This window comes from Cribrihabitans marinus, from assembly GCF_900109035.1.
GTDB classification, from domain to species: Bacteria; Pseudomonadota; Alphaproteobacteria; order Rhodobacterales; family Rhodobacteraceae; genus Cribrihabitans; species Cribrihabitans marinus.
Map to the genome: position 1 here is coordinate 335,390 of NZ_FNYD01000004.1, position 26,378 is coordinate 361,767.

Sequence of the window (26,378 nt, forward strand, 5' to 3'; positions counted from 1 at the left end):
CAGATCAACAAGGCACAGAACCGGAGGCTTTTCTTGAAATACAGCGACCTCATTCCCGTCATCCGCCGGCTCGCGATCCAGGCCGGAGAGCGGATCATGCAGATCTACGAAGCCGACGATTTCGACGTGAAGGTAAAGAGCGACAGCAGCCCGGTGACCGAAGCGGACGAGGCCGCCGACGCGCTGATCTCGGCCGGTTTGCGCGCCGCCTTTCCCGACATCGCGGTGGTCACCGAGGAGCAGTCCGCATCGCATGCCGAACGGGCCGAGACCTTCCTGATCGTCGATCCTCTGGACGGGACCAAGGAATTCGTCAACCGACGCGGCGACTTCACCGTCAACATCGCGCTGGTCGAACGCGGTGTGCCGACACGCGGCGTGGTCTTTGCCCCGGCGCGGGGGCGGATGTTCTACACCCTGCCCGACGGATCTTCGGTCGAAGAAACCGGCGCGCTGGATCCGACCACGCCAGGCGAGACCAATCCGATCCACGTCACCCGGCCGGATAATGCCGCGTTGATGGTCGTCGCGTCGAAATCCCACCGCGACCAGGCGACCGAAGACTATATCGCGAAATACCGTGTCCGGGACAGCAAGAGCGCAGGATCGTCGCTGAAATTCTGCCTTGTGGCCACCGGCGAGGCCGATCTCTACCCGCGGGTCGGGCGCACGATGGAATGGGACACCGCCGCCGGTCACGCGGTTCTGGCCGGGGCCGGCGGCCATGTGGTGCGGTTTGACGATCACACCCCGCTGACCTATGGCAAAGAGGGTTACGCCAACCCGTTCTTCATCGCCCACGCGCCCGGCGTCGAACTCAAGGAGGCCTGATGTCCGTCCTCATCGTCATTCCCGCCCGCTACCAGTCCTCCCGCTATCCGGGCAAGCCGCTGGTGCCGCTCACGGGTGCCACGGGCCTGAAACAGAGCCTGATCGAGCGGTCATGGCGCGCCGCGCGCCAGGTCTCGGGCGTCGACCGGGTGGTTGTGGCCACCGATGACGACCGCATCCGCGATGCCGCCCGGGACTTCGGCGCCGAGGTGGTGATGACCTCGAGCGACTGCCAGAACGGCACCGAGCGCTGCGCCGAGGCGCAGGACGCGCTGGCCGAGGAATACGAGATCGTCGTGAACCTGCAGGGCGACGCGCCGCTGACCCCGCACTGGTTCGTCGAGGAACTGGTGGCCGGTCTGCGCAACATGGCCGGCGCGGGCGTGGCGACGCCGGTGCTGCGCTGCGACGGCGCGGCGCTGAACGGCTTTCTCGATGATCGCCGCCAGGGCCGCGTGGGCGGCACAACGGCGGTCTTCGCCGCCGACAACAGTGCGCTCTATTTCTCGAAAGAGGTGATCCCCTACACGCCCGAGCGATATGCCGACGATGCCGACACACCGGTCTTTCACCATGTCGGCGTCTACGCCTACCGACCCGAGGCGCTGGCCAGCTATCCGACCTGGCCTGTCGGCCCGCTGGAGCAGCTGGAAGGGCTGGAACAGCTGCGCTTTCTCGAAAGCGGCCGCCGCGTTCTCTGCGTCGAGGTCGAGGCCCGCGGGCGCCAGTTCTGGGAGCTGAACAACCCCGAGGACGTTCCCCGCCTGGAGGCGATGATGGCGGCGATGGAGATCGCATGATGGCGGCGGAAACAGGCTCTGACAAGGGCAATGTCCTCGTAACCGGCGGTGCGGGCTATATCGGCTCGCATGCCTGCAAGGCGCTGGCGGCGGCCGGCTACACCCCCGTGACCTATGACAACCTGGTCACCGGCTGGCAGGATGCGGTGCGCTTCGGCCCGTTCGAGCGCGGCGACCTGCTGGACCGGGCGCGCCTGGACGCGGTGTTCGCGCAGTACCGCCCGGCCGCGGTGATGCATTTCGCCGCGCTCAGCCAGGTCGGCGAGGCGATGGCACAACCCGGCCTCTACTGGGCCAACAACGTCACCGGATCGCTCAACCTGATCGAGGCCGCGGTGGCCGCCGGCTGTGATCGGTTCGTGTTCTCATCGACCTGCGCCACCTATGGCGAGCATGACAATGTGGTGCTGGACGAGGACACATCGCAGCAACCACTGAACGCCTATGGCGCCAGCAAGCGCGCGATCGAGGACATCCTGCGCGACTTCGAGGCCGCACACGGTCTGCAATCGGTGATCTTCCGGTATTTCAACGTGGCCGGCGCCGACCCCGAGGCCGAGGTCGGCGAGTTCCACCGCCCCGAAACCCATCTTGTGCCGCTGATGCTGGACGCCATCGACGGAAAGCGCGACGCGCTGACCGTGTTCGGCACCGATTACGACACGCCCGACGGCACCTGCATCCGCGACTATGTACATGTCTGCGACCTGGTGGATGCGCATGTTCTGGGGCTGAATTGGTTGCAGGACGGCAAGGGCAGCCGGGTGTTCAACCTGGGCACCGGCAGCGGCTTTTCGGTGATGGAGGTCATCGAGCAGTCCCGGGCCGTCACCAACCGCGAAGTGCCCTACGCCATCGGGCCGCGCCGCGCCGGGGACTGCACCAAGCTTGTCTCGGGCTCGGTGCGCGCCGAGCAGGAACTGGGCTGGAGCCCGCAACGGTCCTCCATGTCGACGATGATCGCGGATGCCTGGCGCTGGCACCAGTCCGGCCATTACGACCGTTAGGCGGATGGCGCGGCGCCCCGGATCCGCCGGCCCGATTGCCGCCTACCGGCTGCGCTGGAAACGCCGCCACCTGCTCTGGCGGTCGTTCCGCGGCCGGCGCCAGCTGACCCCGGTGGCCGACCGCACCGGGCAGATCGCCCCGGGCGACATCCTGGCGGTGACGACCCTGCGCAACGAGATCGCGCGCCTGCCATATTTCCTGAGCCACTACCGCGCCCTCGGCGTCGACCATTTCCTGATGGTCGATAATGACAGCGATGACGGCTCGGCCGACCTGCTGCGCGGGCAAAAGGACGTGTCGCTCTGGCATACATCCGCCAGCTACCGCGACGCGCGGTTCGGGCTGGACTGGATCACCTGGCTGCAGATGCGCCATTGCCACGGCCACTGGACGCTGATGTGCGATGCCGACGAACTGCTGATCTATGGCCATCACGAGCGCCACGACCTGCATGCGTTGACCGGCTGGCTGGGCCGGCGCGGACAGATCGCGTTCGGGGCGCTGATGCTGGATCTCTACCCCAAGGGGCCGCTGAGCGGAGCGGACCATGCTCCGGGGCAGGACCCGCGCGAGGTGCTGGGCTGGTTCGATCCCGGCCCGTTCAGGGCGGCCCGTCAGGCGCCGATGGGCAACCTTTGGGTTCAGGGCGGCGCGCGCGAGCGGATGTTCTTTGCCGACAACCCGGAACGGTCTCCGACGCTCAACAAGATCCCGCTGGTGCGCTGGTCGCGCCGCTTTGCCTATGTGAATTCCTGCCATTCGATCCTGCCGCCACCGCTGAACAGGCTCTATGACGGGCCCGGCGGCACGATGCCGTCCGGAGTGCTGCTGCACAGCAAGTTTCTGCCGCAGGTGGTGGACAGATCGGTGATGGAGAAGGCCCGCGGTCAGCATTTCTATGATCCCCGGCAATTCGACGGCTACTACGACGCCATCGCCTCAGATCCCGATTTCTGGACCCCGGGCTCGGTGCGGCTGACCGGCTGGCGGCAGCTTGAGGATCTGGGCCTGATGACCGCCGGGGGCTGGTCGCCGGACGCCTCGGACGGTCCGGATGCGCCGGATCAAACGCACGTGCCGGAAAATCCCCTGTAACCCTTTCTAAATTGGTTGTTTCGCAAACTTCGCGAAATACGTTATAGCTCGTATGACGCCCCAACCCCCAATTGGGGGTGATCGACGCGGCATTCCGAGTTTCCGGAGTTGAGTTATCCAGTGAGCCTGTTCGAGTCATACAGGATGAGATGGCGGCGCAAGCGCCGGCTGGTCAGGTGCCTTGCGAAGTCCCGCCAACTGAGCGCCATCCAGAACAACACCGCCAGGATCCGGCCCGGTGACGTCCTGCTGTTCAGCACCCTTCGCAACGAAAAGATCCGCCTGCCGCATTTCCTGCGCTACTACCGCGACCTGGGCGTCGATCATTTCCTGATTGTCGACAATGACAGCAGCGACGGCACGCATGAATTCCTGTCCGGCCAAAAGGACGTGTCGCTGTGGCACACCGATCGCAGCTACAGACGTGCCGCGTTCGGCGTCGACTGGCTGAACCATCTCCTGCGCAAATACGCCCACGGACATTGGGCGCTGGTGGTCGACCCGGACGAGTTCTTCATCTACCCGTTCTGCGACACGCGCCCCATCAGGGCGCTGACCGACTGGCTGGACAACACCTCGGTCCGCAGCTTCGGCGCGATGCTGATCGACATCTATCCCAAGGGACCGCTCGACCAGGCGATCTATAGCGAGGGTCAGGATCCGCTGGAGATCGCGCGCTGGTTCGATTCCGGAAACTACACGATCCGCAAGAACCCTACCTATGGCAACCTGTGGATCCAGGGCGGCCCGCGTGCGCGCACGTTCTTTCCGGACAATCCGGCCAAGGCGCCGGCGCTGAACAAGATACCTCTGGTCAAGTGGAACCGGCGCTATGCCTATGTCAGCTCCACCCATTCCCTGCTGCCGCGCGGTCTGAACCAGGTCTATGACCAGTGGGGCGGGGAAAAGACCAGCGGCGCGCTGCTGCATGCCAAGTTCCTGCACACTTTCGCTGAAAAGGCCGAGGAAGAGCTGTCGCGCGGGCAGCACTATGCCGGATCCGCCGAATACAGGGCCTATGCCGAACAATCCGCGGCCTCGACCGACCTGTGGTGCCAATGGTCCGAGAAATACATCAACTGGCGCCAGCTCGAGATCCTGGGCCTGATGTCCAAGGGGAACTGGGCATGAGCGGGCTGGGCATCGTGATGCTGGCGCATACCGCGCTGGACCGGGCCGAGCAGGTCGCCCGCCACTGGACCGCGGCCGGCTGCCCGGTGGTCATCCATCTCGACCGCAAGGTTCCGCGCCGGGTCTTCAACGCGTTCCGAAAGTCGCTGGCCAACGACCCCAGGATCCGTTTCTGCAAGCGCCATACCTGCAACTGGGGCACCTGGGGCATCGTCAAGGCATCGCAATCGGCGTCTGAAATGCTGCTGTCCGAGTTTCCCGAGGTCCGCCACGCCTATCTCACGTCGGGCTCCTGCCTGCCGCTGCGCCCGGTGCAGGAACTGATCGACTACCTGGCGCAGCGCCCCCGCACCGATTTCATCGAAAGCGCCACAACCAGCGACGTGCCCTGGACCATTGGCGGGCTGGACCAGGAGAGGTTCACCCTGCGCTTCCCCTTCCCGTGGAAGAAACAGCGGTTACTCTTCGACGGTTATGTGGCGCTGCAACGGCGGCTGGGCCTTGTGCGCAAGATCCCGGCGGGGCTGGTGCCGCATATGGGCAGCCAGTGGTGGTGCCTGACCCGCCAGACGCTGACCGCCATCCTGCAGGATCCCGACCGAAGGATGCATGACCGCTATTTCCGGCATGTCTGGATTCCCGATGAAAGCTACTACCAGACCCTTGCGCGGCTCTATTCAAGGCGCATCGAAAGCCGCTCGCTGACATTGAGCAAGTTCGACTTCCAGGGCAAGCCGCATGTCTTCTACGACGATCACCTGCAATTGCTCCGCCGCTCGGACTGTTTCCTGGCGCGCAAGATCTGGCCACGCGCCGACCGGCTTTATCAGTCCTTCCTGACCGACGGGTCGGGCGCGATGAAGCGGACCGAGCCGAACCCCGGCAAGATCGACCGCATCTTCGCCAAGGCGGTCGAGCGCCGGACCCGCGGGCGCGACGGTCTCTACATGCAGAGCCGGTTCCCAAGACACGGCAACGAGAACGGTCTGACCTCGAACGAATATTCCGTGTTCCAGGGCTTCGCCGAGCTTTTCGAGGATTTCCAACCCTGGCTTGCCAAGGTCACGCAGTCCCAGGTTCACGGCCACCTCTTCGCCCCTGAACGTGCCGAGTTCGCCAACGGCCAGACGATGATGAGCGGGTGCCTGACCGACAGCGCCAAGCTGCGCGACCACGACCCGACCGGGTTCCTGACCAGCGTGATCTGGAACACCCGAGGCGAGCGGCAGTGTTTCCAGTTCGGGCCGCATGACAACCAGGCGATCAGCTGGCTGATGGCGCGCGACACCAATGCGCAGATCTCGGTGATCTCCGGTGCCTGGGCCGTGCCTCTGTTCCATTCCAACCGCGATTTCGCCGAGCTGCGGCGCGAGGCCGCCCGGCTGCAGAAGATCGAGAGCGAACATCTCGATATCCTGCGCTCGGTCTGGACCAAGGCGCGTGTGCGGATCTGGACGATGGCGGAATTTGTCGATTCGCCGATGGAGCCGATCCAGACGATCGTGAATGAAATCGGCCACACGCCGACGCGCCACCTGGCCGAGGCCCCGCGCATGGTCGATCTGGACGGGTTCGGGCGGTTCCTGCAAAACCTCAAGAACCAGGGCATGCATCCCTATCTGATGGGCGATTTCCCCGTCGAGTTCGAGCCGGCCTCGCGCCGCCGGCCGGCCCGTAAGCCCTATATCGTGCAATAACCCGGGATGTCTGGGGCCTTCGACTATTTCATCGTCCTGGCCGAAATGCGGACGGGGTCGAACTTTCTCGAGGCCAATCTCAACGCGCTGGACGGCATCGCCTGCCACGGCGAGGCGTTCAACCCGCATTTCATCGGGTATCCGAACAAGACCGACCTGCTGGGGATCACGCGGGCGATGCGCGACGCCGATCCCGCCGCGTTGATCGCGGCGATCCGCGACGCGCCGGATGACCTGGCCGGGTTCCGCTTCTTCCACGATCACGATCCGCGCGCGCTGGAGGCCGCGCTGGCCGATCCGCGCTGCGCCAAGATCGTGCTGACACGCAACCCGCTCGACAGCTACCTGTCGTGGAAGATCGCGCAGGAGACCGGCCAGTGGAAGCTGACCAACATCAAGCGCCGCAAGGATGCCCGCGCGCGCTTCGATGCCGAGGAATTCGCCGCGCATGTCGCCCGCCTGCAGACATTCCAGGTCGAGATCCTGAACCGCCTGCAGCGCAGCGGTCAGACCGCGTTCCACCTGGCCTTCGAGGATTTGCAGGATGTCGAGGTGATGAACGGGTTGGCCCGGTGGCTGGGGGTCGACTCGCGGCTTGACCGGCTGGATCAGAGCCTGAAGCGGCAGAATCCCAGCCCGCCATCCGCCAAGGTCGCCAATCCCGACGAGATGGAGGCGGCCCTGGCCGGCGTGGACTGGTTCAACCTCTCGCGGACGCCGAATTTCGAACCGCGCCGTGGCCCGTCCGTGCCCAGCTATGTCCTGGGTGCCGGGACGCCGCTTCTGTTCCTGCCGATCCGCGGCGGGCCGGATGCGCGGGTGACCCGCTGGATGGCGCAGCTGGACGGCGTGGGCGAAGACGCGCTGCAGACCGGTCTGAACCAGAAGGCGCTGCGCAAGTGGATGCGCGGCACGCCCGATCACAGGCGCTTCACGGTGCTGCGGCACCCGCTGGCGCGCGCGCATGCGGTGTTCTGCGACAGGATCCTGAGCGTCGGGCCAGGCAGCTACCTGCGGATCCGCGAGACCCTGCGCAAGCAGTTCAAGCTGCCCATCCCCAAGGCGGCGCCCGATGACGGCTACAGCCGCGCCGACCATCGCGCCGCGTTCGAGGCCTTTCTGGGTTTCCTGCAGATGAACCTGGCCGGACAGACCCCGATCCGGGTGGACGGGCACTGGTGCTCGCAGGCCCAGGCCCTGTCGAATTTTGCCGAATTCACCATGCCCGACCTGGTCTGCCGCGAGGACGAGATGGCCGACCTGCTGCCCGATCTGGCCCGGCGCTGCGGACATCCCGACCCGCCGGCCCCCGACCCGGCCGAACCCGATAGGCCGCATCCGCTGGGCGAGATCTATGACGCGGATCTGGAGAAGTTGGCCGCCGAGATCTATCACCGCGATTACCTGATGTTCGGCTTCGGCCCCTGGCGCGCCGACTGACACGCTTTGCCGCTTGGGCGGAATTCGCTATGACATGGCAGCCGTCCACCCGGCATGGCCGCAAGGAGACGCCCAGGATGACCGATGCCCGCAACATCCTCTTCATCATGTTCGACCAGCTGCGCTGGGATTACCTGAGCTGCGCCGGGCATCCGCATCTGCACACCCCGCATATCGACGCGCTGGCCGCCGAGGGCGTGCGCTTTACCCGTGCCTATGTTCAGTCGCCGGTCTGCGGCGCCTCGCGCATGTCCTTCTACACCGGGCGCTATGTCCATTCGCACGGCGCCAGCTGGAACAACGTACCGCTCAAGGTCGGAGAGCGCACGATGGGCGACCACCTGCGCGAGGCCGGCATGGATTGCTGGCTGGTCGGCAAGACCCACATGAAGGCCGATGACGAGGGCATGGCCCGGCTGGGCATCCGCCGCGACACGCAGATCGGCGCGCGGGTCGAGCAATGCGGCTTCGACATCTGGGAACGCGACGACGGGTTGCGCGCCGAGGGACCGGCCGGGATGTATGACCCGAAAGGCGCCGAGCACTACAATGCCTACCTGCGCGCCAGGGGATATGACAGCGCCAACCCCTGGCATGATTTCGCGAATTCCGGCCGCCGCGAAGACGACCCCGAGGAACTGGCCTCGGGCTGGTTCATGAAGAACGCACGCAAGGCGGCGGCGATCTCGGACGAGGATTCCGAGACCCCCTACATGACCACCCGCGCGATCGAGTTCATGGCCCAGGCGGGCGACGATCCCTGGTGCCTGCACCTGAGCTATATCAAGCCGCACTGGCCCTATATCGCACCCGCGCCCTATAACGACATGTACGGGCCCCAGCACATGCTGCCCGTGGTCCGGGACGCGCGCGAGCGGCAGGAGGCGCATCCGGTCTTCAAGGCGTTCATGGATGGCCGCATCGGCCGCGCCTTCTCGCGCGACGAGGTGCGCGAGGCGGTCGTGCCGGCCTATATGGGCCTGATCAAGCAATGCGACGACCAGATGGGCCGCCTGTTCGCCTGGCTCAAGCAGACCGGGCGCTGGGACGATACGCTGATCGTCGTGACCAGCGACCACGGCGACTATCTGGGCGATCACTGGATGGGCGAGAAGGACCTGTTTCACGACCCCTCGGTCAAGGTGCCGCTCATCATCCGCGACCCCTCGGCACAGGCGGACGCGACCCGCGGCACCACCTGCGAAGCGCTGGTCGAGGGGATCGACCTGGCCCCCACCTTTCTCGAGATTGCCGGCGGCGAAGCCCGTCCGCACATCCTCGAGGGCCGCTCGCTGCTGCCCTGGCTGCGGGGCGAGACGTCGGAATGGCGCGACTATGTGGTCAGCGAATACGACTACTCGATGACCGGCGCGGCGGCGCAGCTGGGCGTGCCCGCCCGGCAGGCGCGGCTGTTCATGATCGCGGATGTGCGGTGGAAATTCATGCATGCCGACGGCATGCGCCCGCAGCTCTTCGATCTGGCCGAGGATCCGCAGGAACTGGTGGACCTGGGCACCAGCGCCGAGCATGCCGGGGTGATCGCGCTGATGTATGAGCGCCTGGCGGACTGGGCCCGCCGCCCGTCGCAGCGCACTACGCTGAGCGATGCGCAGGCCGAGGCGCGGCGCGGCAAGTCGGCCGATGTGGGTGTCCTGATCGGCATCTACGACCCCGACGAGCTGCCACCCGAGCAAACGGCGTTCTATCGCGGTCGCCCGCGCCCGGGCTGACCGGTCACGGCCGCAGCGTGATTACCGTACCGTCGCGCACCATGGCATAGATCTCTTCGATCTCGTCGTTCTTGACCGCGATGCAGCCCGCCGTCCAGTCGCGCTTGCGGGCGCGACGGCGCTGGCGGCTGTCATTCGGCTCACCGTGGATGAAGATGTCGCCGCCGGGTTCCAGTCCCAGCGCCTCGGCAAAGGCCATGTCTACCTCGTTGGGATAGGAAATCCCGATCGAGAGATGATAGCTGCTGTTGGGATTGCGGCGGTCTATCAAATACGTGCCCTCGGGCGTGCGCCCGTCCCCGCGGAACTGCTTGTGCCCGCTGGGCGCAAATCCCAGGTCCACGCGGTATTCCTTGAGCACCTGGTTGTGGTGCAGGAGGTACATCCTGCGGTCGGTCTTGTTGATGACCACCGAGGTCACCTCGGGGCCGTTATATGACTTGAACTTGCTGCGCCCGGCACAGCCGGAAACACCCAGCATTGCCACCGCGCCAAGTCCGAATGCTCGACGATCCATCTGTTCACTGCCTCTTATGTGCTTTTTCTTCGCATTACACTGGAAGCAGCCTAGCGCATAATCACTTTTTTGTCCCGGTCTGTTGTGCCGCAAGCCGCGCCTCGATCGCCTCGAGCCGCACCAGCACCTCGTCGCGGTAGGCATCGGTGCGCACCCCCTCCTCGGCATGGTGCGCGTCCTGCATGGAATTCACGATCAGACCGACCAGCAGGTTCACCACCGCGAAGGTGGTGATCAGGATGAACGGCACGAAGAACACCCAGGCATGGGGATAGACCTCCATCACCGGGCGCACGATGCCCATCGACCAGCTTTCCAGCGTCATGATCTGGAACAGCGAATAGGCCGACAGCCCAAGCGTGCCGAACCAGTCCGGAAAGGCCGCGCCGAACAGCTTGGTGGCGATCACCGAGCCGATATAGAAGATGATCGACATCAACAGGAACACGCTGCCCATTCCCGGCAGCGCGGTGATGAACCCCTCGACCACGCGGCGCAGGCGCGGCGCGACCGAGATCACCCGGAGGATCCGCAGGATCCGCAGCGCCCGCAGCACCGACAGGCCCTGTCCCGCCGGCACCAGCGAAATGGCGACGATGGTGAAGTCGAACAGGCTCCAGCCATTGGTGAAGAACCGCCCGCCGCGGGCGATCATCTTCATCGCGATCTCGACCACGAAGATGCCCAGGCACAGCCTGTCCAACAGGTGGATCAGCGCACCGAACCGCGCCATCAGGCTGTCCGAGGTCTCCATGCCCAGGATGGCCGCGTTGGCGACGATCACCGCCGTTATGAAGTTGCCGAACCGGGGGGCGTCGACGATCGCGCCCAGCTTCTGCCTGAACCTCATGCTTTCATGCTCCTGCCCGTGACCCGCCCATATGGGTCGCGGTGAACCGGGCCGCAAGTTCCACGTGCGGCGACCAGCGGAATTGATCCACCACCTGCACCCAGTCGAGCGCATAGCCCGCGCCGGTCAACGTGCGGGCATCACGTGCGAAACTGACCGGGTTGCACGAGACATAGGCGATGACCGGCACCCGGGACCGGGCCAGCTCGGTGACCTGCGCCTCGGCGCCGGCGCGCGGCGGGTCCAGAACCACCGCGTCGAACCGCGCCAATTCGTCCGCCAACAGCGGCCGCCGGAACAGGTCGCGGAACTCGGTCGTCACCCGCTTCAGCCCTTCGGCACCGCGCCAGCCCTTGTCCAGCGCATCGGTCATCTCTGCCGCGCCCTCGACCGCGTGCACCTCGGCGCGTTCGGCCAGCGGCAGGCTGAACGTGCCGCAGCCGGCAAACAGGTCGGCCACGCGGCCGGCCTCGCCCAGGATCTCGCGCACCGCCGCCAACAGAGCCGCTTCGCCATGCGCGGTGGCCTGCAGAAACGCGCCCGGCGGCGGCACGACCTCGGCGCGCCCGAACCGCTGCACCGGCGGCGCGCGCATGGCGATCACCTCGCCGTCCCACGCGAGCCGCGCCAGACCCAGCCGCTCGCAGGCCTGCGCCAGCGACAGCTCCAGCGGCCCGTGCAGCGGCTTGCCGCCGCTCACCGCAACATCCAGCCCGGCCGCCGACAGGGTCGCAGCCACCGACAGCTCGCCCTTGCGGCTGCCGCCCAGCACCGCCAGCGCCTCGGCCGCCGGCAGCGCGGCCATGAGCGCCGGGTCGAGCAGGTGGCAGTCGGGAATTTCGACGATCACATCCGATGCCCGTCCGTGAAACCCCGCCAGCGCACCCTTCTTCGTGCGGCGCGCCGACAGGGTCGCCCGGCGGCGGGATCGCGGCGGCGAGGTCAGGATCGGGCGGAACGCGGTCTCGACCCCCTGTGCGGCCAGCGCGGCGCGCACGACATCGACCTTCCAGCCGGCCACGAAACCATCGGACGCGTGTTGTAGCTGGCAGCCGCCGCAGGACTTGTAGTGCCGGCAGGGCGCGGCAACCCGGTCGCCGCTCGGCGCCTCGACGCGGATATCGCGCAGCCGGTCGCCATCGGCGATGCCGCTGACCACTTCACCGGGCAGGCAACGCGGCGCAAAGAGCGGACCCGCCGCAACGCCGTCGCCCTGATGACCCAGCCGTTCGATTGTCACCGTCTGTCGCATGGCGGCCTGATACAGGGACCTGGCAGGCCGCAAAACCCCCTATTCCGCGGCCTCGGTCTGGATGAACCCGCCGGATTGCCGGTGCCAGAACCGGGCATAGAGCCCGCCCTGCGCCAAAAGCGCCTCATGGGTTCCGGTCTCGGCAATGCGGCCCCGGTCCATGACCACGATCCGGTCCATCTCGGACAGGGTGGACAGGCGGTGCGCGATGGCCAGCACCGTCTTGCCCTCCATCACCCGGTGCAGCGCCGCCTGGATCGACGCCTCGACCTCGGAATCGAGCGCCGAGGTGGCCTCGTCCAGCACCAGGATCGGGGCATCCTTGAGGATCGCGCGCGCCAGCGCGATCCGCTGCCGCTGGCCGCCAGACAGTTTCACGCCGCGTTCGCCCAGATGCGCGTCATAGCCGCGCCGGCCCTGGCCGTCTTCGAGATCGCGGATGAACTCATGCGCCTCGGCCTTTTGCGCGGCGGCGATGATCTGCGCCTCGTCGGCATCGGGCCGGCCATACCGGATGTTGTCGCGGGCCGAGCGGTTGAACATCGCTGTTTCCTGCGTGACCATGCCGATCTGCCGCCGCAGGCTGTCCTGACTCACCCGCGAAATGTCCTGCCCATCGATACGGATCTCGCCGTCTTCCGCCTCGTAGAGCCTGATCAGAAGCGAAACTAGCGTCGATTTTCCAGCCCCCGAGGCGCCCACGATCCCCAGCTTCTCGCCCGGCCGCACGGTCAGAGAAATGTCCTGCACCCCGCCGATATCACGCCCATAGGCAAAAGCGATGCTGTCGAACTCGATCTCGCCCCCGGCGACCGACAACTCGCCGGCATCGGGAATATCGGTGATCCGGTTGCGCCGCGCCAGCGTCCGCATCCCGTTCTCGACCTCGCCGACATTGGCATAGATGCCCATTAGCGTGAAACTGACCCAGCCGGTCATCTGCGCGATCCGGATCGAGATCGCACCGGCCGCCACGATGTCACCGGCACTTGCCGCGCCGCCGCGCCACAGCAGCAGCGTCGCGCCGATCAGGACCACCGGCAGCACGCCCGCCAGCGTCATCAGGAAGAACCGGAAACTGGCCGACAGCCGCCCGAAGGCCAGCGCCTTGTCGCGCAACTCGACCATCGCGTCGACGGCGGCGCCGTCCTCATGTTCGGCATGGGCGAACAGCTTGACCGTCTTGATGTTGGTGATCGTGTCGACCACCTGGCCGGTGACCATCGCCCGCGCCCCGGCCCGCGCCGACGAGCGTTGGCGGATGCGCGGCAGATACCACCGGATCAGTCCGAAATAGACCGCCAGCCACGCGACGAAGGGCAGCATCACCAGCGGATGGATCGACCCCAGCAACAGCAGCGAGCCCGCCAGCGAGGCCAGGGCGAAAACGATGGCGCTGATCACCTCGGAGACCACCGAGGTCAGCGCATTCGCCGTCTGCATCTGCTTCTGCGCGATCCGCCCGGCGAAATCGTCGTCGAAAAACGTGATCGACTGGCCCAGCGTCCAGCGGTTCAGCTTGGACAGGACCAGCGGCGTGATGTTGGGCATCACCACATAGTTGTTCGCCACCGACGACAGCCCGAACAGCGCCGGCCGCAACAGCATGAAGAACGCGACCGCCGCCAGGATTCGGGCGATGTTCTCGCCGTCGAAGACGTTTTCGGGGCCGCTGGACACCGCCGTGTCGATCACCACCCCCAGGATCCAGGCGGTTCCGGCCTCCATCACGCCGGCCAGCCCCGAGAACAGCGCCGCCAGGCCCAGCACCGGCCAGGCGCCGGACAGCGCCCAGCGGATGAAGGCCGCCAGCGTCTGCGGCGGCGGCGATCCTGCCGGGCGGAACGGGTCGATCAGATTGCCGACCCTCACTCCGCCGCCTCGGGATTGAGGAACCCGCCGGACTGCCGCGCCCAGAACTGCGCGTAAAGCCCGCCCTCGGCCAGCAGCCGGGCATGGGGGCCCTGCTCGACGATGCGGCCCTGGTCCATCACCAGGATCCGATCCATCCGGGCGATGGTGCTCAGCCGGTGGGCGATGGCGATCACGGTCTTTCCCTCCATCATGCCGTACAGCGTGTCCTGTATCGCGGCCTCGACCTCGCTATCTAGGGCGGATGTGGCCTCGTCCAGCAAAAGGATCGGCGCATCCTTCAGGATCACCCGCGCCAGCGTCACCCGCTGCCGCTGCCCGCCGCTGAGCTTCACGCCGCGCTCGCCCACATGCGCGTCATAGCCGCGCCGCCCCTCCGGATCCTGCAGATCCATGATGAACTCATGCGCCTGGGCCTGCCGTGCGGCGGCGATCACCTGCGCCTCGTCGGCATCCGGGCGACCATAGAGGATGTTGTCGCGCACTGACCGGTGCAGCAGCGAACTGTCCTGCTGCACCATGCCGATATGGCTGCGCAGGCTGTCCTGCGTCACCGTCGAGATGTCCTGCCCGTCGATGCGGATGGCCCCGGTTTCCACGTCGTAGAACCGCAGCAGCAGCTTGACCAGGGTCGATTTCCCGGCCCCCGACCGGCCGATCAGGCCGACCTTCTCGCCGGGCTCGATCGTCAGGCTGATCCGGTCCAGCCCGCCGCTGCCGCGGCCATAGTGATGCGACAGCCCGTCAAGCTCGATCCGTCCCCGGTCGAGGACCAATGGCCTGGCGTCGGGCGCATCCACCAGGTCGACTGGCTGGGCGATGGTCTCCATCCCCTCGGCGACCACGCCGAGCTGGCGAAAGAAGCTTGTCAGCGCCCACATGATCCAGCCGGTCATCGCGTTCAGCCGCAGGGTCAGCGCCGCCGCCGCGGCCACGACGCCCACGCTGGCCTGCCCCTGCATCCACAGCACGATGGCCCAGCCGACGACGCCGACGATCAGCACCCCGTTCAGGCTGACCAGGATCACGTCCATGACGGTGAAGATCCGCATCTCGACCTGGAAGGTGCGGCGCGTCTCCTCGATGGCCTCGCGGGCATAGTCCAGCTCGCGCCTGTGATGGGCGAACATCTTGACCGAATGGATGTTGGTATAGCTGTCGACCACCCGGCCCGTCACCGTCGAGCGCGCGTCCGACGCCGCCTTGGAGGCCGGCCCGACCCTTTGCACGGTCCACCGCACCAGCAGACCGTAAAGCGCCAGCCAGATCAGCAAGGGAATCAGCAGCCGCATATCGGCCGCCGACAGCAGGATCGCCGCGCCGACCAGGTAGGCCAGCGAGAACGAGATCGCGTCGAAGACCTGGAACACGACCTCGCCGGCCGCGGGCGGCGTCTGCATGATCCGGTTGGCGATCCGTCCGGCAAAATCGTTCTCGAACCAGCCGACCGACTGGCGCAGCACGTGCTTGTGCGCCCGCCACCGGATCAGCGTTCCGAAATTCGGCAGGATCGTGTTGTTCAGGAGCATCACATCGGCGATGTGCAGAAACGGCCGGAACAGCAGGATGAAGAGGGCGACCAGGATCAGCTCGGTCCCGTGATCGCGCCAGACCTCGGCCGGATCGGTGCCCAGGATGTCGACCACCCGCCCCATGTAGTAGATCAGCCCGACCTCGACCGCGGCCACCACGATCGAGGTGAGGGCGGCGAGAACGAACACTCGGCGGAACGGCTGCGCATAGTCCATCATGAACGGCCACAGCTGGCGCGGCGGGCGGTCCTTCTCGGGATAGCTCACATAGGGGTCGACGAGGTTCTCAAAGAAACGAAACATGACGGTTGCTCCGAATTGAGCAGGCAGGACATCAAAAAAAGCGAAAGCGGCGGTGCAGAGACACCGGCCCACGGGTCGCGCGTCTCAGCCTCGGCTGAACCAGATCCCGTGATACATTCGCGTCCCTCCGTCGATGAATGCGGGCAAACTAGCCGCGGCTGCCGGGGCTGTCACCCCTTTTGTTCCCCATTGTCCGGATCCCGCCCGTCCGCCAGCAGATCGTCGCGGCCCAGGGCAAAGCCGCTTGCGATCCATTTCGTCTCTAACGCGGTCAGTTTCGCGCCCAGCGCCGGGCCGGAATAGGCCGGCATCAGGTCCGCCGCACGGATGGGAAAGACCGCGGATGCGCCCTTTTCCGCATCCGCAACAGCCTCGGGCGGCAGCGGTGCCTCCAGCAGCGCCGCCCGCAGCAACACCGAATCCAGCGCCGCCTTGTATCCCAGGCGATACCCCAGTTCGGCGGGCGACGCCGTGCCTTGCGCCGCGTCCCGCAGGGTCGCCAGCGCGCTGGTCTGCGCGCGGCTGAGCCGGAGGCCCGAGGCCGGATCGGACCCGCCCAGCGCTGCCAGCCGCCGGATCGCGTCGGCCTCTGCCCCCATCAACGATTCCAGGTGGACCAGCGGCGCCAGCGCCCGGTCATCCGCGCCCGGCAGCACGCGCGCCAGCGCGCCGGTCGACCGCATCGCGGCCACCGCCGGCGCCGGATCGGGCGCGGCCAGCAGCTTCAGCATCTCGACCCCCACGCGCTCGCGCGACAGCCGCTGCAGGCCATCAAGGTTGGCGGCGATGGCATCCAGCGCGGCGTCGTCGAACCCGGCCTGCGGGTCACCGAACCAGGCGTGAAACCGGAAATAGCGCAGCGATCGCAGGTAATCCTCGCGGATCCGCGCGCCGGCGTCGCCGATGAACCGCACCCGCCGCGCCTCCAGGTCGGGCAACCCGCCCAGCGGATCGAGGATCGAGCCGTCGGGGCTGGCATAGAGCGCGTTCATCGTGAAATCGCGCCGCGCCGCGTCTTCGGCCACGGATCCGGAATAGGCCACCACCGCGCGCCGCCCATCGGTCTCGACATCGCGGCGAAACGTGGTGATCTCATGCGGGATGCCGCCTTTGACCAGCGTCACCGTGCCATGTGCGATCCCGGTGGGAACGGCCTTGATCCCGGCCGCCTTGGCCAGGTCCATGACCCGTTCCGGCCGCGCGTCGGTGGCAATGTCTATGTCCGAGGCGCTTTCGCCCAGCAGCGCGTTGCGCACGCAGCCACCGACAAAAAGCGCCTGCGCCCCGCCATCGGTCAGCGCGCCGCAGACCGCCTGCGTCTCGGGCCGGGACAGCCAGGGCTCGCGGATCCGGGTCATGTGTCCAGCCTGTCGGCCAGCCCGCGCAGGATCCGCGCGGTGGCCCCCCAGATGTAATAGGGGCCGTAGGGCACGATGAAGTAATGCCGGCGATGCCCGCGCCAACGCCGGGATTCGACCCTGAACCGGGCCGGATCGGTCACATGGGCCAGCGGCACGGAGAAGATCTCGTCGACCTCGCCCGGCTCGGGGCGGGCGTCGAACCGGTGTTCCAGCACGGCCAGCACGGGCGTGACCGTGAACCCGGTGACCGTCTCGTGGCTGGGCAGATGACCCAGGATCTGCGGCAGGTCCGGCGGCAGGCCGATCTCTTCGCGCGCCTCGCGCAGCGCCGCCGCGGTCACATCGGCGTCGCTCTCCTCCTGCTTGCCGCCCGGAAAGGCGATCTGGCCCGGGTGATGCTTGAGCGCCGAGGATCGCTTGGTCAGGATCACTCGCGGCTGTGCGCCGGTCAGGTCGATCGGAACCAAAACCCCGGCCGGCCGCAGCCGGCGATTGGGCGGCAGAACCGTGTCCGGGTTCAGATCGAAATCACTCGACTCGGCTCCGGCCCGCGACAAGGCGGCCCGCAGCCGGTCGGCGGTGTCATCCGTCATCTTCGCCATCGGCCTCGAATCCGACCGAGGCGGGATCCAGCTCGTAATGCGCACCGCAGAACTGGCAATCGGCGGTCACTAGACCCTCTTGCGTGGTCATCGTGCCGATGTCCTTGGCGGAATAGATCGACAGGCTCTGGCGCACCCTCTCCTCGGAACAGGTGCAGCCGAAGCGCACCGGCTGCGAGTCGTAGACCCGCGGCTGCTCTTCGTGAAACAGGCGCACCAGAAGGTCGGTGGGCGGCACGGTGGGGCCGACAAGCTCCAGTTCCTCGACCGTGTCCAGCAGGATGTTGACCCGGCTCCAGTTCTCGCCCTCTTCCCCGTCGACCAGGTCCGCGGCGCTCAGCAATGCGCCCTCGCCGTCCTTGTCGGCGACGAAGGGTGAAGCCTTGGGCAGATGCTGCAGCATGATGCCGCCGGCCCGCCAGCGGGAGGGCCGGCCCGGCTCGGTCGACTGGCCGAAACTCAGCGAGAACCGGGTCGGCAGCTGCTCGGACTGGGCGAAATAGGCCTCGGCGCAGGCGCTGAGCGAGCCGCCGGCCAGCGGCGTGATCCCCTGGTACGGCTGGGTGCCGGACCCCTGGTCGATCAGGATCGCGAAATAGCCCTCGCCAACCTGGTCGTAGGCCGGCCCGTCGGTCACCCGGTCCGGGTCGAAACTGGCATAGGCCCGGATGCGGGCCGCGCGCCCTTCTTCCTTGGGCGCGAAATAATCCGTGGCGATCATCCGCACCGGACCGTTGGACTGCACCTGCAGCGACAGTTTCCAGCGCAGGTCGATGGTCTGCCCGATCAGCGCGGTCAGCAACGCCATCTCGGCCACCAGCGCCTCGACGCTGGCCGGATAGTTGTGCTGCTTCAGGATCCCGTCCAGCACGCCATCCAGGCGCGCGACGCGGCCCCGCATGTTCGAAACATCGAGTTGGAAGGGCAGGACGGTGTCGTCCCACGCGATTTTTGAACCGAAGGTCATGGGGTTTCCTTATGCGCCTCGGATTGGCATACCGCGACCATATAATGGTATCTCGCCGCGATGAAAGGGGGGCCGATGATCCCGCGCTTTGGCCGCGGCCCGCAACCCGGCCGCAAGTATGTCCGTCGGATCGGGGCCTATGCGCTCCTGCCGCAAGGGCAGGCGCTGCTGCTGACCTGCCAGTCCGATCCGGGACCGGACCTGCAGCTGCCCGGCGGCGGGATCGACCCGGGCGAGTCGCCGGTGACCGCACTGCACCGCGAGGTGTTCGAGGAGACCGGCTGGCGGATCGCCCGCCCGCGCCGGATCGGTGCCTTCCGGCGCTTTGCCTACATGCCCGAATACGACCTCTGGGCGGAAAAGATCTGCCTGATCTACCGCGCGCGTCCGGTACGCCGCATGGGACCGCCCAGCGAGGCGGGGCACGAAGCCGTCTGGATGCAAGCCGGTGACGCCGCGCGCCGGCTGGGCAATGCAGGCGACAGGCATTTCGCCGCCCGCCATGCCGCGCGACCCTGACCGTCACCCACCGCCATAGTCGAACAGCGTGGCAGACACGTCGTCATCCAGCCCGTGCTCCGGCGACATGATCCGCGTCAGCCGCAGGAACAGTTCGTCCAGCAATCGGGATCCGTCCTGATCGGGGTCGCACGCCCGCACCAGATCGACCAGGCCTTCGGGTTCCAGCATGCGGCCATCCGCCAGGCGGCACTCGGTGAATCCGTCGGAATAGAGCAGCAGCCGATCGCCCGGCCGCAGCGTCAAGCTGTGCTGGGTGAACACCGCCTCGGACAGCAGGCCCACCGGCAACCCGCCCTGCCCCGCAAACTCGACCCCGCCACCGCGGCGCAGGATGAGGGGGTGCGGATGGCCAGCCTGCACTATCCGCACCGCCCCGCTGCGCAGATCGGCGGTGCAATAGACCATGGTGAAATATTCCTCGATCCCGCCATCGGCGAGCAGCCGGGTGTTGAGCGTGCGCGCCACCTCGTCGGGCGGGCGCAGGGCGAAGCGGCCGCCATAGCGGTGTTCCATCGCGACGTTCTGGTCGAAATACTGGCTAGACAGGTAGCCCCCCAGCCGCGCGGTCATCATCGCCGAGGTGATGCCGTGGCCCGACACGTCGATGCTGTAGAACCCGACGTGATCCGGCCCGGGCGCGAACATGCCCACGAGGTCGCCGCCGATATGGCCGCAGGGTTTCAGCAACAGGCTGACGCGGGAGGATCCGAACTTGCGGGTCAGGTCCGGAACCAGAGATTCCTGGATCTTGCGGGCCTGGATCAGATCCTTGTCGATGGCCTCATGCGCGCGCTCCAGATCGCCCAGCGCCGTCGCGATCAGGCGGTTCTTCTCGGACAGCTCCCGCTGCATGGTCAGGATCCGGCCGCCGGCCGAGATCCTGGCGCGCAATTCGTCGGCGTTCACCGGCTTGATCAGAAAATCGTCCGCCCCGGCATCCAGCCCCTGGGCGATCTCGTTCTTCTCGCTCTTCGAGGTCAGCAGGATGAAATACGAATACCGCTCGGCGTTCAGCCCGCGAAACGCGGTGCAGAACTCCAGCCCGCTCATCCCGGGCATCACCCAGTCGCTGAGCACCAGGTCGGGCAGGTCACCGGCGCAGATCGCCATCGCGGCCTCACCGCTCTCGGCCTCGATGACCTCGAATCCCCATTTGCGCAGCGATCCGACGAGGATGCGGCGCTGCAGCCGGCTGTCGTCAACCACCAGGACGCTGCGGATCGCCCCCATGCCCGGCAAGCTGCCGTTCCGTCCGACCAGTCCAACATCAACCACTGCAACAACCGCCTTTCCCGGGCTTGTCGCCCAAAGGCTAGGTTGCGCGCCTTAACAGGTGGTGAAGACCTGGCTTAACCCGGTCTTTACCGGCGAGCGTTAAAGAGGTCTGCAAACAAGAGGTGTTGCATGATCCATTGGCAACGTGTGACCGAGCTGCGCGGCGAAGTCGGCGCCGAAAACTTCGACGATGTGGTCGAGCTGTTCATCGAGGAGGTGCAGGAAGTTCTGGCGCGGCTCCATGACAGCCCGGCGCTCGGAACGCTGGAACAGGACCTGCACTTCCTGAAGGGCGGCGCGCTGAGCCTGGGGTTCAACGGCTTCGGCGACCTGTGCCAGGCCGGCGAACGGCAATCCGCCGCCGGGCAGGCCGCAGCGGTGGATATCGACGCCATCATCCGCGCGTTCGAAACCTCGCGCGACGCCTTCCAGGCGGGTCTCGCCGACAGGCTCTGACCGTCAGATGATGAACTGCGCCAGCGTCTCGTCCTTGGTGATGTCGGTATAGACCATCCCTGCATCGTCGAGATGCGCGAACAGGCGTTCGAAGTTCTCCGGCCGGCTGGTCTCGATCCCGATCAGGACCGACCCGAAATTGCGCGCCGATTTCTTGAGGTATTCGAACCGGGCGATGTCGTCCTCGGGGCCGAGAATGTCCAGGAACTCGCGCAGTGCCCCGGGCCGTTGCGGCAGCCGCAGGACAAAGTATTTCTTGACCCCGGAATAGCGCTGCGCGCGTTCCTTGACCTCGGGTAGCCGTTCGAAATCGAAATTCCCGCCCGAGGTGACGCAGACCACAGACTTGCCTCGCACGAAGCTGCGGATCTCCTCCACCGCCTCGATCGCCAGCGCGCCGGCGGGCTCCAGCACGATCCCCTCGACATTGAGCATCTCGATGATCGTGGCGCAGATCCGGTCCTCGGACAGCGACAGGACGTCCGACAAATGCACCGATTTCAGCAGATCGAAGGTCTTTTCCCCGATCCGTCCGACCGCTGCGCCGTCGACAAACGTGTCCACATGATCCAGCGTGACCGGATGCCCCGCCGCCAGCGCCGCGCGCAGGCAGGCTCCACCCGAGGGTTCGACAAACAGGCAATGGGCCCGGCCGCCGAACCAGGTCGAGACCCCCGCCGACATGCCGCCGCCGCCCACCGGCAGGATCACGTGATCCGGCGCCGCACCCAGCTGCCGCTCGATCTCGACCGCCAGCGAGGCCTGCCCCTCGATCACGTCGGCATCGTCGAAGGGTGACAGGAAATGCCCGCCCTGCGCGGCGCACCAGGCCTGCGCTGCATGCAGCGTGTCGTCGAAATAGTCGCCGGTCAGATGCACCTCGACCTGTCCGCCGCCGAACATGCGGGTTTTCTGGATCTTCTGCTGCGGCGTGGTCACCGGCATGAAGATCACGCCCCGCACGCCCATGTGCTTGCACATATAGGCCACGCCCTGCGCGTGATTGCCCGCGCTGGCACAGACGAACAGATCGCGGCCGGGCTGCTTGCGCATGGCGTTGAACGCGCCGCGGATCTTGTAGGACCGCACCGGGCTGAGGTCTTCGCGCTTGAGCCAGATATCGGCCTCGTATCGCTCGGACAGAAGCGCATTGCGCTGCAGCGGTGTTTCGGGAAACACCGAGCGCATCGCCTGTTCCGCGGCACGGGCCTTGTCGTGAAACTCGCTCATATCGCTGTCACTGACGCAAGCCCGGCGGCAAGGCAAGGGCTAGATCGCCCGCACGGTCCCGGCGGGCCAAGGCACAACTTGCCCCTGCTTCCAAAAAACGCTAGTGCCCGGGCGTCACTCGCAGAAGGGAACCCCATGTCCGCGCCCAAGAAAGTCGTGTTGGCCTATTCCGGCGGCCTTGATACCTCGATCATCCTGAAATGGCTGCAGACCGAGTATGGCTGCGAGGTGGTGACCTTCACCGCCGATCTGGGTCAGGGCGAAGAGCTGGAACCGGCGCGCAAGAAGGCCGAGATGCTGGGGATCAAGCCCGAGAACATCCATATCGAGGACATCCGCGAGGAATTCGTCAGCGATTTCGTGTTCCCGATGTTCCGCGCCAATGCAGTCTACGAAGGGCTCTATCTGCTGGGCACCTCCATCGCCCGCCCGCTGATCTCCAAGCGCCTCATCGAGATCGCCGCCGAGACCGGCGCCGACGCGGTGGCCCATGGCGCCACCGGCAAGGGCAACGACCAGGTGCGGTTCGAACTGGCCGCCTATGCGCTGAACCCCGACATCAAGGTGATCGCGCCGTGGCGGGAATGGGATCTGACCAGCCGCACCAAGCTGCTGGCCTTTGCCGAGGAAAACCAGATCCCCATCGCCAAGGACAAGCGCGGTGAGGCACCGTTTTCTGTCGATGCGAACCTGCTGCACACCTCCTCCGAGGGCAAGGTGCTGGAGGATCCCGCCGAGATGGCGCCCGACTACGTCTACCAACGCACGGTTCACCCCGAGGATGCGCCGGATCAGGCCGAATATATCGAGATCGGGTTCGAAAAGGGCGATCCGGTCAGCATCAACGGCGAGGCGATGAGCCCGGCCACCCTGCTCACCGCACTGAACGACTATGGCGGACGGCACGGCATCGGCCGGCTGGATCTGGTCGAAGGCCGGTTCGTGGGCATGAAGTCCCGCGGCATCTACGAGACCCCGGGTGGCACCATCCTGCTCGAGGCGCATCGCGGCATCGAATCGATCACGATGGATCGCGGTGCGATGCACCTCAAGGATCAGCTGATGCCGCAATATGCCGAGCTGATCTATAACGGGTTCTGGTTCAGCCCCGAACGCGAAATGCTGCAGGCCGCGATCGACCACAGCCAGGAACACGTGACCGGGTCGGTTCGGATCAGGCTCTACAAAGGGATGGCAAGCTGTGTCGGGCGCAAATCCGACCTGTCGCTCTACTCCGAAGAGCATGTTACCTTCGAGGACGATGCCGGCGCCTATGACCAGAAGGACGCGGCCGGTTTCATCAAGCTGAACGCGCTGCGGCTGCGGCTGCTGGCCATGCGCGACCGCCGGGGGCGCTGATGTCCGAGACCGATCCCGAACTGTTTCTGGAAGCCCAGGACACGGTCTGGGCCGAAGTCACCCGGGAACTGGCCGAGGGCAAAAAGACCGGCCACTGGATGTGGTTCGTCTTTCCCCAGCTGGCCGAACTGGGCCAGTCGCCGATCTCGCAGCTTTACGGGCTGCACGATCTGGACGAGGCCGCCGCCTATCTCGACCACCCGGAACTGAAACGGCGGCTGGTCGAGGTCGCCGACCTGATGCTGACCCATGAGGGCACGCCGGCCAAGCAGATCCTGGGCCAGGTCGACGCGATGAAGCTGCGCTCGTCCATGACGCTGTTCTCGCGGGTGCCCGAGGCGCCGGACAGCTTTGCGCGCGTCCTCGACGCCTTCTACGACGGCAGGCCCTGCACCGAGACGCTGCGCCTGATCGGCCGGAACTGACGCCGCCCTGTCCCCGCGTCAGGGTTGCGGGCCGCGCCCGCTCGGCCTAGCAGTATCGCGTGCTCAGGGAGGGCGGGATGCTTTCAGATATCGCGCAGAAAATTCAATCCGGACTGGCGGGGAAACGCTTTGACGGATCGTTGAAATTCGATTGCGGCCCGGATGGCGTCGTCGTTCTGGCAGACAACCGCGCCGCAACGGATGACCGCGAGACCGATTGCACGATCCGCATCTCGGCCGATGATCTGTCCCGGCTCCTGGCCGGAAAGCTGAACCCGGTGACCGGTGTGATGATGGGCAAGCTCAAGGTCTCGGGCGACATGGGTGTCGCGATGAAGCTGAGCCAGCTGCTGAAATGACACCGGGGCCGGGGCCGTTACAGGCGGGCGGCTTTCAACCGGTCGTATTGCGGCAGCGCGTCGTCCAGCAGCGGTTGCAGATGTGCGGGGATCTCGGGCAATGGCCCCTCTGGCCCGGCAAACCCGGTCGAGTCCCAGACCGCACCGTACCAATGCGCAGCCCACACCCCGTCATCCTTGTGCCCGCCCCTGGGCCAGCTCAACATATGCGGCGACCAGGGAACGCCGATCCGGTCGCATAGCCGCTCCAGGGCCGCCGCCGGATCCGCGCGGATGTCGTGGCTGTCCACCACCACCGGATCTCCGCCCTGCGCCAGCACCTCGTCGAAAAGCTCGGCCTGAAGGTCGAAACCCAGATCCGCGGCGGTCGGGTTTTCGCGCTTGGCGGCATAGCTGGCGATGACCCGCGCCGGATGTCGGATCAGGAACACGTTGCGCACCTCGCGCATCCAGTCGCGCGGCACACCCGGGATCATGTGCTGGGTCATGTGTTTCTGATACCAGAACGGCCGCGCCCCGGGGATGGGACCGGACAGCATGCGCTCTACCTCGGCCGGATCCTGCGACTGCGCGGCCAGGATCTCGTCCCGCATGGGGTGGTCGATCCCGCTCAGCGCCAGGTAGCTGGCATAGAACGGCTCGTCGATCACCGCGCAATCGGTGCGCGCGCCAAAGGCATACATCATCGCCGTCGACAGGTTGCGCGGCCCCGACCACATGGCGATCCTCATGCCCGCACCTCGCGGGCGATCAGGTCCTTGTAAAGCGCCCGGATGCGTTCGGTCATCGGCCCCATCTGCCCGTCTCCGATCCGCCGGCCGTCGATCTCGCCCACCGGCGTTTGCGCGCCGAAGGATCCGGTCAGGAAGGCCTCGTCGGCGCCATAAGTATCGACCAGAGAGAAGTTCCTCTCGAATACGGGAATTCCGTTCTCGCGGCACAGGTCGATGACCTTGGCGCGGGTGATGCCGTTCATGCAGTAGTCGCCGGTGCTGGTCCAGACCTCGCCCTTGCGCACGATGAAGAAGTTGCAGGCATTGGTGGTGTTCACGAACCCGTTGACATCCAGCATCAGCGCCTCGTCCGCGCCGGCCTTTTCGGCCGCGATACAGGCCAGAATGCAGTTCAGCTTGGAATGCGAGTTCAGCTTGGGGTCCTGCGTCATCGGCAGCCCGCGCAGATGCGGAACCGTAGCCAGACGGATCGGGCGCGGCAGGTCGGGGCGGGAATGCTCCATGATGATGGTGATTGTGGGCCCCTTCCGGCTGAGCGACGGGTGCTGGAACGGCCGCGACTTGACCCCCCTTGTGATCATCAGACGGGCATGGGCGTCGGTGGTCATGCCGTTGGCTTCCTGCGTGGCCAGCAACGCACCGATCACCGCCTGCCGGTCCATGCCGATATCCAGGTCAATGGCGCGCGCCGCCTCGAACAGCCGGTCCATGTGCGCGTCCAGAAACGCCCAGCGCCCGTCATAAAGGCGCATCCCCTCCCAGATGCCGTCGCCCAGCATGAAGCCGCTGTCATAGACGCTGACCACCGCCTCGGCGCGCGGAACGATCCGGCCGTCGAGATAGATCAGGATCTCCTCGTTCCGGGCGTCCTCTTCCGACTGGTGGGTGCTGATCCGCTCGGGCATCCGACTCTCCTGTTTGCCGGCACGCTAATCGGCGGGCGGGATGGGGCCAAGGGTAAACTCCGCTCACCCGCGCGTGAGGGGCGGCAGACGAGACTTGCGGGACGTGGCCACCGGATTAGCCTGCT

General features: G+C 66.4%; 25 protein-coding genes. 13 read left to right on the forward strand and 12 right to left on the reverse strand.

Annotated features, from left to right (window positions below):
• The first annotated feature begins 33 nt into the window (after positions 1-33).
• The 8 genes from cysQ (at position 34) to BMX57_RS08800 (ending at position 9,732) form a co-directional block, all read left to right on the forward strand.
• Entirely contained in the window at positions 34-831 is a 798-nt protein-coding gene (gene cysQ, locus BMX57_RS08765; protein WP_092365234.1) for a 3'(2'),5'-bisphosphate nucleotidase CysQ, read from the forward strand.
• Positions 831-1,631, forward strand: coding sequence for a 3-deoxy-manno-octulosonate cytidylyltransferase (gene kdsB / locus BMX57_RS08770; protein WP_092365237.1), 801 nt, complete (start codon positions 831-833; stop codon positions 1,629-1,631). Before cysQ ends, kdsB begins: the two co-directional genes overlap by 1 nt.
• Positions 1,628-2,638: a UDP-glucose 4-epimerase GalE gene (gene galE / locus BMX57_RS08775; protein WP_244892197.1), complete on the forward strand. Its 1,011-nt coding sequence runs from the start codon at positions 1,628-1,630 to the stop codon at positions 2,636-2,638. The genes kdsB and galE overlap by 4 nt, the downstream gene beginning before the upstream one ends.
• Before the next feature lie 4 nt (positions 2,639-2,642).
• The gene (locus BMX57_RS08780; protein ID WP_229724220.1) at positions 2,643-3,734 is read left to right on the forward strand and encodes a glycosyltransferase family 2 protein; all 1,092 of its coding nucleotides are present in this window, start codon (positions 2,643-2,645) and stop codon (positions 3,732-3,734) included.
• 144 nt (positions 3,735-3,878) lie between these two features.
• Positions 3,879-4,865: a glycosyltransferase family 2 protein gene (locus BMX57_RS08785; protein ID WP_092365562.1), complete on the forward strand. Its 987-nt coding sequence runs from the start codon at positions 3,879-3,881 to the stop codon at positions 4,863-4,865.
• Positions 4,862-6,562, forward strand: coding sequence for a DUF5927 domain-containing protein (locus BMX57_RS08790; RefSeq protein ID WP_092365243.1), 1,701 nt, complete (start codon positions 4,862-4,864; stop codon positions 6,560-6,562). Before BMX57_RS08785 ends, BMX57_RS08790 begins: the two co-directional genes overlap by 4 nt.
• Before the next feature lie 6 nt (positions 6,563-6,568).
• The gene (locus tag BMX57_RS08795; RefSeq protein WP_092365246.1) at positions 6,569-8,002 is read left to right on the forward strand and encodes a sulfotransferase family 2 domain-containing protein; all 1,434 of its coding nucleotides are present in this window, start codon (positions 6,569-6,571) and stop codon (positions 8,000-8,002) included.
• Between the two features lie 77 nt (positions 8,003-8,079).
• A complete protein-coding gene (locus tag BMX57_RS08800) occupies positions 8,080-9,732 on the forward strand; it encodes an alkaline phosphatase family protein (RefSeq protein WP_092365249.1) in 1,653 nt (550 codons plus the stop codon).
• Positions 9,733-9,736: 4 nt separating this feature from the next.
• Here the strand turns inward: BMX57_RS08800 and BMX57_RS08805 are convergent, their stop codons facing one another.
• From BMX57_RS08805 to hslO, 8 genes are all read right to left on the reverse strand, one after another.
• Positions 9,737-10,249, reverse strand: a complete 513-nt coding sequence (locus tag BMX57_RS08805) for a L,D-transpeptidase family protein (protein ID WP_092365252.1) — start codon at positions 10,247-10,249, stop codon at positions 9,737-9,739.
• A gap of 61 nt (positions 10,250-10,310) precedes the next feature.
• Positions 10,311-11,099 (reverse strand): ion transporter, encoded by a 789-nt coding sequence (locus BMX57_RS08810; RefSeq protein WP_092365255.1) that lies wholly within the window; start codon positions 11,097-11,099, stop codon positions 10,311-10,313.
• A gap of 4 nt (positions 11,100-11,103) precedes the next feature.
• A complete protein-coding gene (locus BMX57_RS08815; protein ID WP_092365258.1) occupies positions 11,104-12,351 on the reverse strand; it encodes a class I SAM-dependent RNA methyltransferase in 1,248 nt (415 codons plus the stop codon).
• Between the two features lie 39 nt (positions 12,352-12,390).
• Entirely contained in the window at positions 12,391-14,223 is a 1,833-nt protein-coding gene (locus BMX57_RS08820) for an ABC transporter ATP-binding protein (protein ID WP_092365261.1), read from the reverse strand.
• Complete coding sequence (locus tag BMX57_RS08825; RefSeq protein WP_092365264.1) at positions 14,220-16,058, reverse strand: ABC transporter ATP-binding protein; 1,839 nt, start codon at positions 16,056-16,058, stop codon at positions 14,220-14,222. Before BMX57_RS08825 ends, BMX57_RS08820 begins: the two co-directional genes overlap by 4 nt.
• Before the next feature lie 170 nt (positions 16,059-16,228).
• Positions 16,229-17,416, reverse strand: coding sequence for a CCA tRNA nucleotidyltransferase (locus BMX57_RS08830; RefSeq protein WP_092365267.1), 1,188 nt, complete (start codon positions 17,414-17,416; stop codon positions 16,229-16,231).
• A complete protein-coding gene (locus BMX57_RS08835) occupies positions 17,413-18,021 on the reverse strand; it encodes a CoA pyrophosphatase (protein ID WP_373283100.1) in 609 nt (202 codons plus the stop codon). The genes BMX57_RS08830 and BMX57_RS08835 overlap by 4 nt, the downstream gene beginning before the upstream one ends.
• Positions 18,002-18,988, reverse strand: coding sequence for an Hsp33 family molecular chaperone HslO (gene hslO, locus BMX57_RS08840; RefSeq protein ID WP_092365270.1), 987 nt, complete (start codon positions 18,986-18,988; stop codon positions 18,002-18,004). The genes BMX57_RS08835 and hslO overlap by 20 nt, the downstream gene beginning before the upstream one ends.
• Before the next feature lie 75 nt (positions 18,989-19,063).
• On the opposite strand from hslO, the gene BMX57_RS08845 reads away from it, so the two are divergent.
• Complete coding sequence (locus BMX57_RS08845) at positions 19,064-19,507, forward strand: NUDIX hydrolase (RefSeq protein ID WP_092365273.1); 444 nt, start codon at positions 19,064-19,066, stop codon at positions 19,505-19,507.
• A 3-nt stretch (positions 19,508-19,510) separates the two neighbouring features.
• Here the strand turns inward: BMX57_RS08845 and BMX57_RS08850 are convergent, their stop codons facing one another.
• Entirely contained in the window at positions 19,511-20,740 is a 1,230-nt protein-coding gene (locus tag BMX57_RS08850) for a PP2C family protein-serine/threonine phosphatase (protein ID WP_092365276.1), read from the reverse strand.
• 174 nt (positions 20,741-20,914) lie between these two features.
• Here BMX57_RS08850 and BMX57_RS08855 point away from each other — a divergent pair, with 174 nt between their 5' ends.
• The gene (locus BMX57_RS08855; protein ID WP_092365279.1) at positions 20,915-21,241 is read left to right on the forward strand and encodes an Hpt domain-containing protein; all 327 of its coding nucleotides are present in this window, start codon (positions 20,915-20,917) and stop codon (positions 21,239-21,241) included.
• Between the two features lie 3 nt (positions 21,242-21,244).
• Here the strand turns inward: BMX57_RS08855 and ilvA are convergent, their stop codons facing one another.
• Positions 21,245-22,471 (reverse strand): threonine ammonia-lyase IlvA, encoded by a 1,227-nt coding sequence (ilvA, locus tag BMX57_RS08860; RefSeq protein ID WP_092365282.1) that lies wholly within the window; start codon positions 22,469-22,471, stop codon positions 21,245-21,247.
• 135 nt (positions 22,472-22,606) lie between these two features.
• Here ilvA and BMX57_RS08865 point away from each other — a divergent pair, with 135 nt between their 5' ends.
• The 3 genes from BMX57_RS08865 (at position 22,607) to BMX57_RS08875 (ending at position 24,614) form a co-directional block, all read left to right on the forward strand.
• The gene (locus BMX57_RS08865; RefSeq protein ID WP_092365285.1) at positions 22,607-23,830 is read left to right on the forward strand and encodes an argininosuccinate synthase; all 1,224 of its coding nucleotides are present in this window, start codon (positions 22,607-22,609) and stop codon (positions 23,828-23,830) included.
• The gene (locus BMX57_RS08870; RefSeq protein ID WP_092365288.1) at positions 23,830-24,255 is read left to right on the forward strand and encodes a DUF1810 domain-containing protein; all 426 of its coding nucleotides are present in this window, start codon (positions 23,830-23,832) and stop codon (positions 24,253-24,255) included. The genes BMX57_RS08865 and BMX57_RS08870 overlap by 1 nt, the downstream gene beginning before the upstream one ends.
• A 77-nt stretch (positions 24,256-24,332) precedes the next feature.
• Positions 24,333-24,614: an SCP2 sterol-binding domain-containing protein gene (locus BMX57_RS08875; RefSeq protein ID WP_092365291.1), complete on the forward strand. Its 282-nt coding sequence runs from the start codon at positions 24,333-24,335 to the stop codon at positions 24,612-24,614.
• Positions 24,615-24,631: 17 nt separating this feature from the next.
• Here the strand turns inward: BMX57_RS08875 and BMX57_RS08880 are convergent, their stop codons facing one another.
• Both BMX57_RS08880 and BMX57_RS08885 read right to left on the reverse strand, forming a co-directional pair.
• Positions 24,632-25,345: a sulfotransferase-like domain-containing protein gene (locus BMX57_RS08880; protein ID WP_092365294.1), complete on the reverse strand. Its 714-nt coding sequence runs from the start codon at positions 25,343-25,345 to the stop codon at positions 24,632-24,634.
• Complete coding sequence (locus BMX57_RS08885; protein ID WP_092365297.1) at positions 25,342-26,253, reverse strand: D-amino acid aminotransferase; 912 nt, start codon at positions 26,251-26,253, stop codon at positions 25,342-25,344. Before BMX57_RS08885 ends, BMX57_RS08880 begins: the two co-directional genes overlap by 4 nt.
• Positions 26,254-26,378 lie beyond the last annotated feature (125 nt).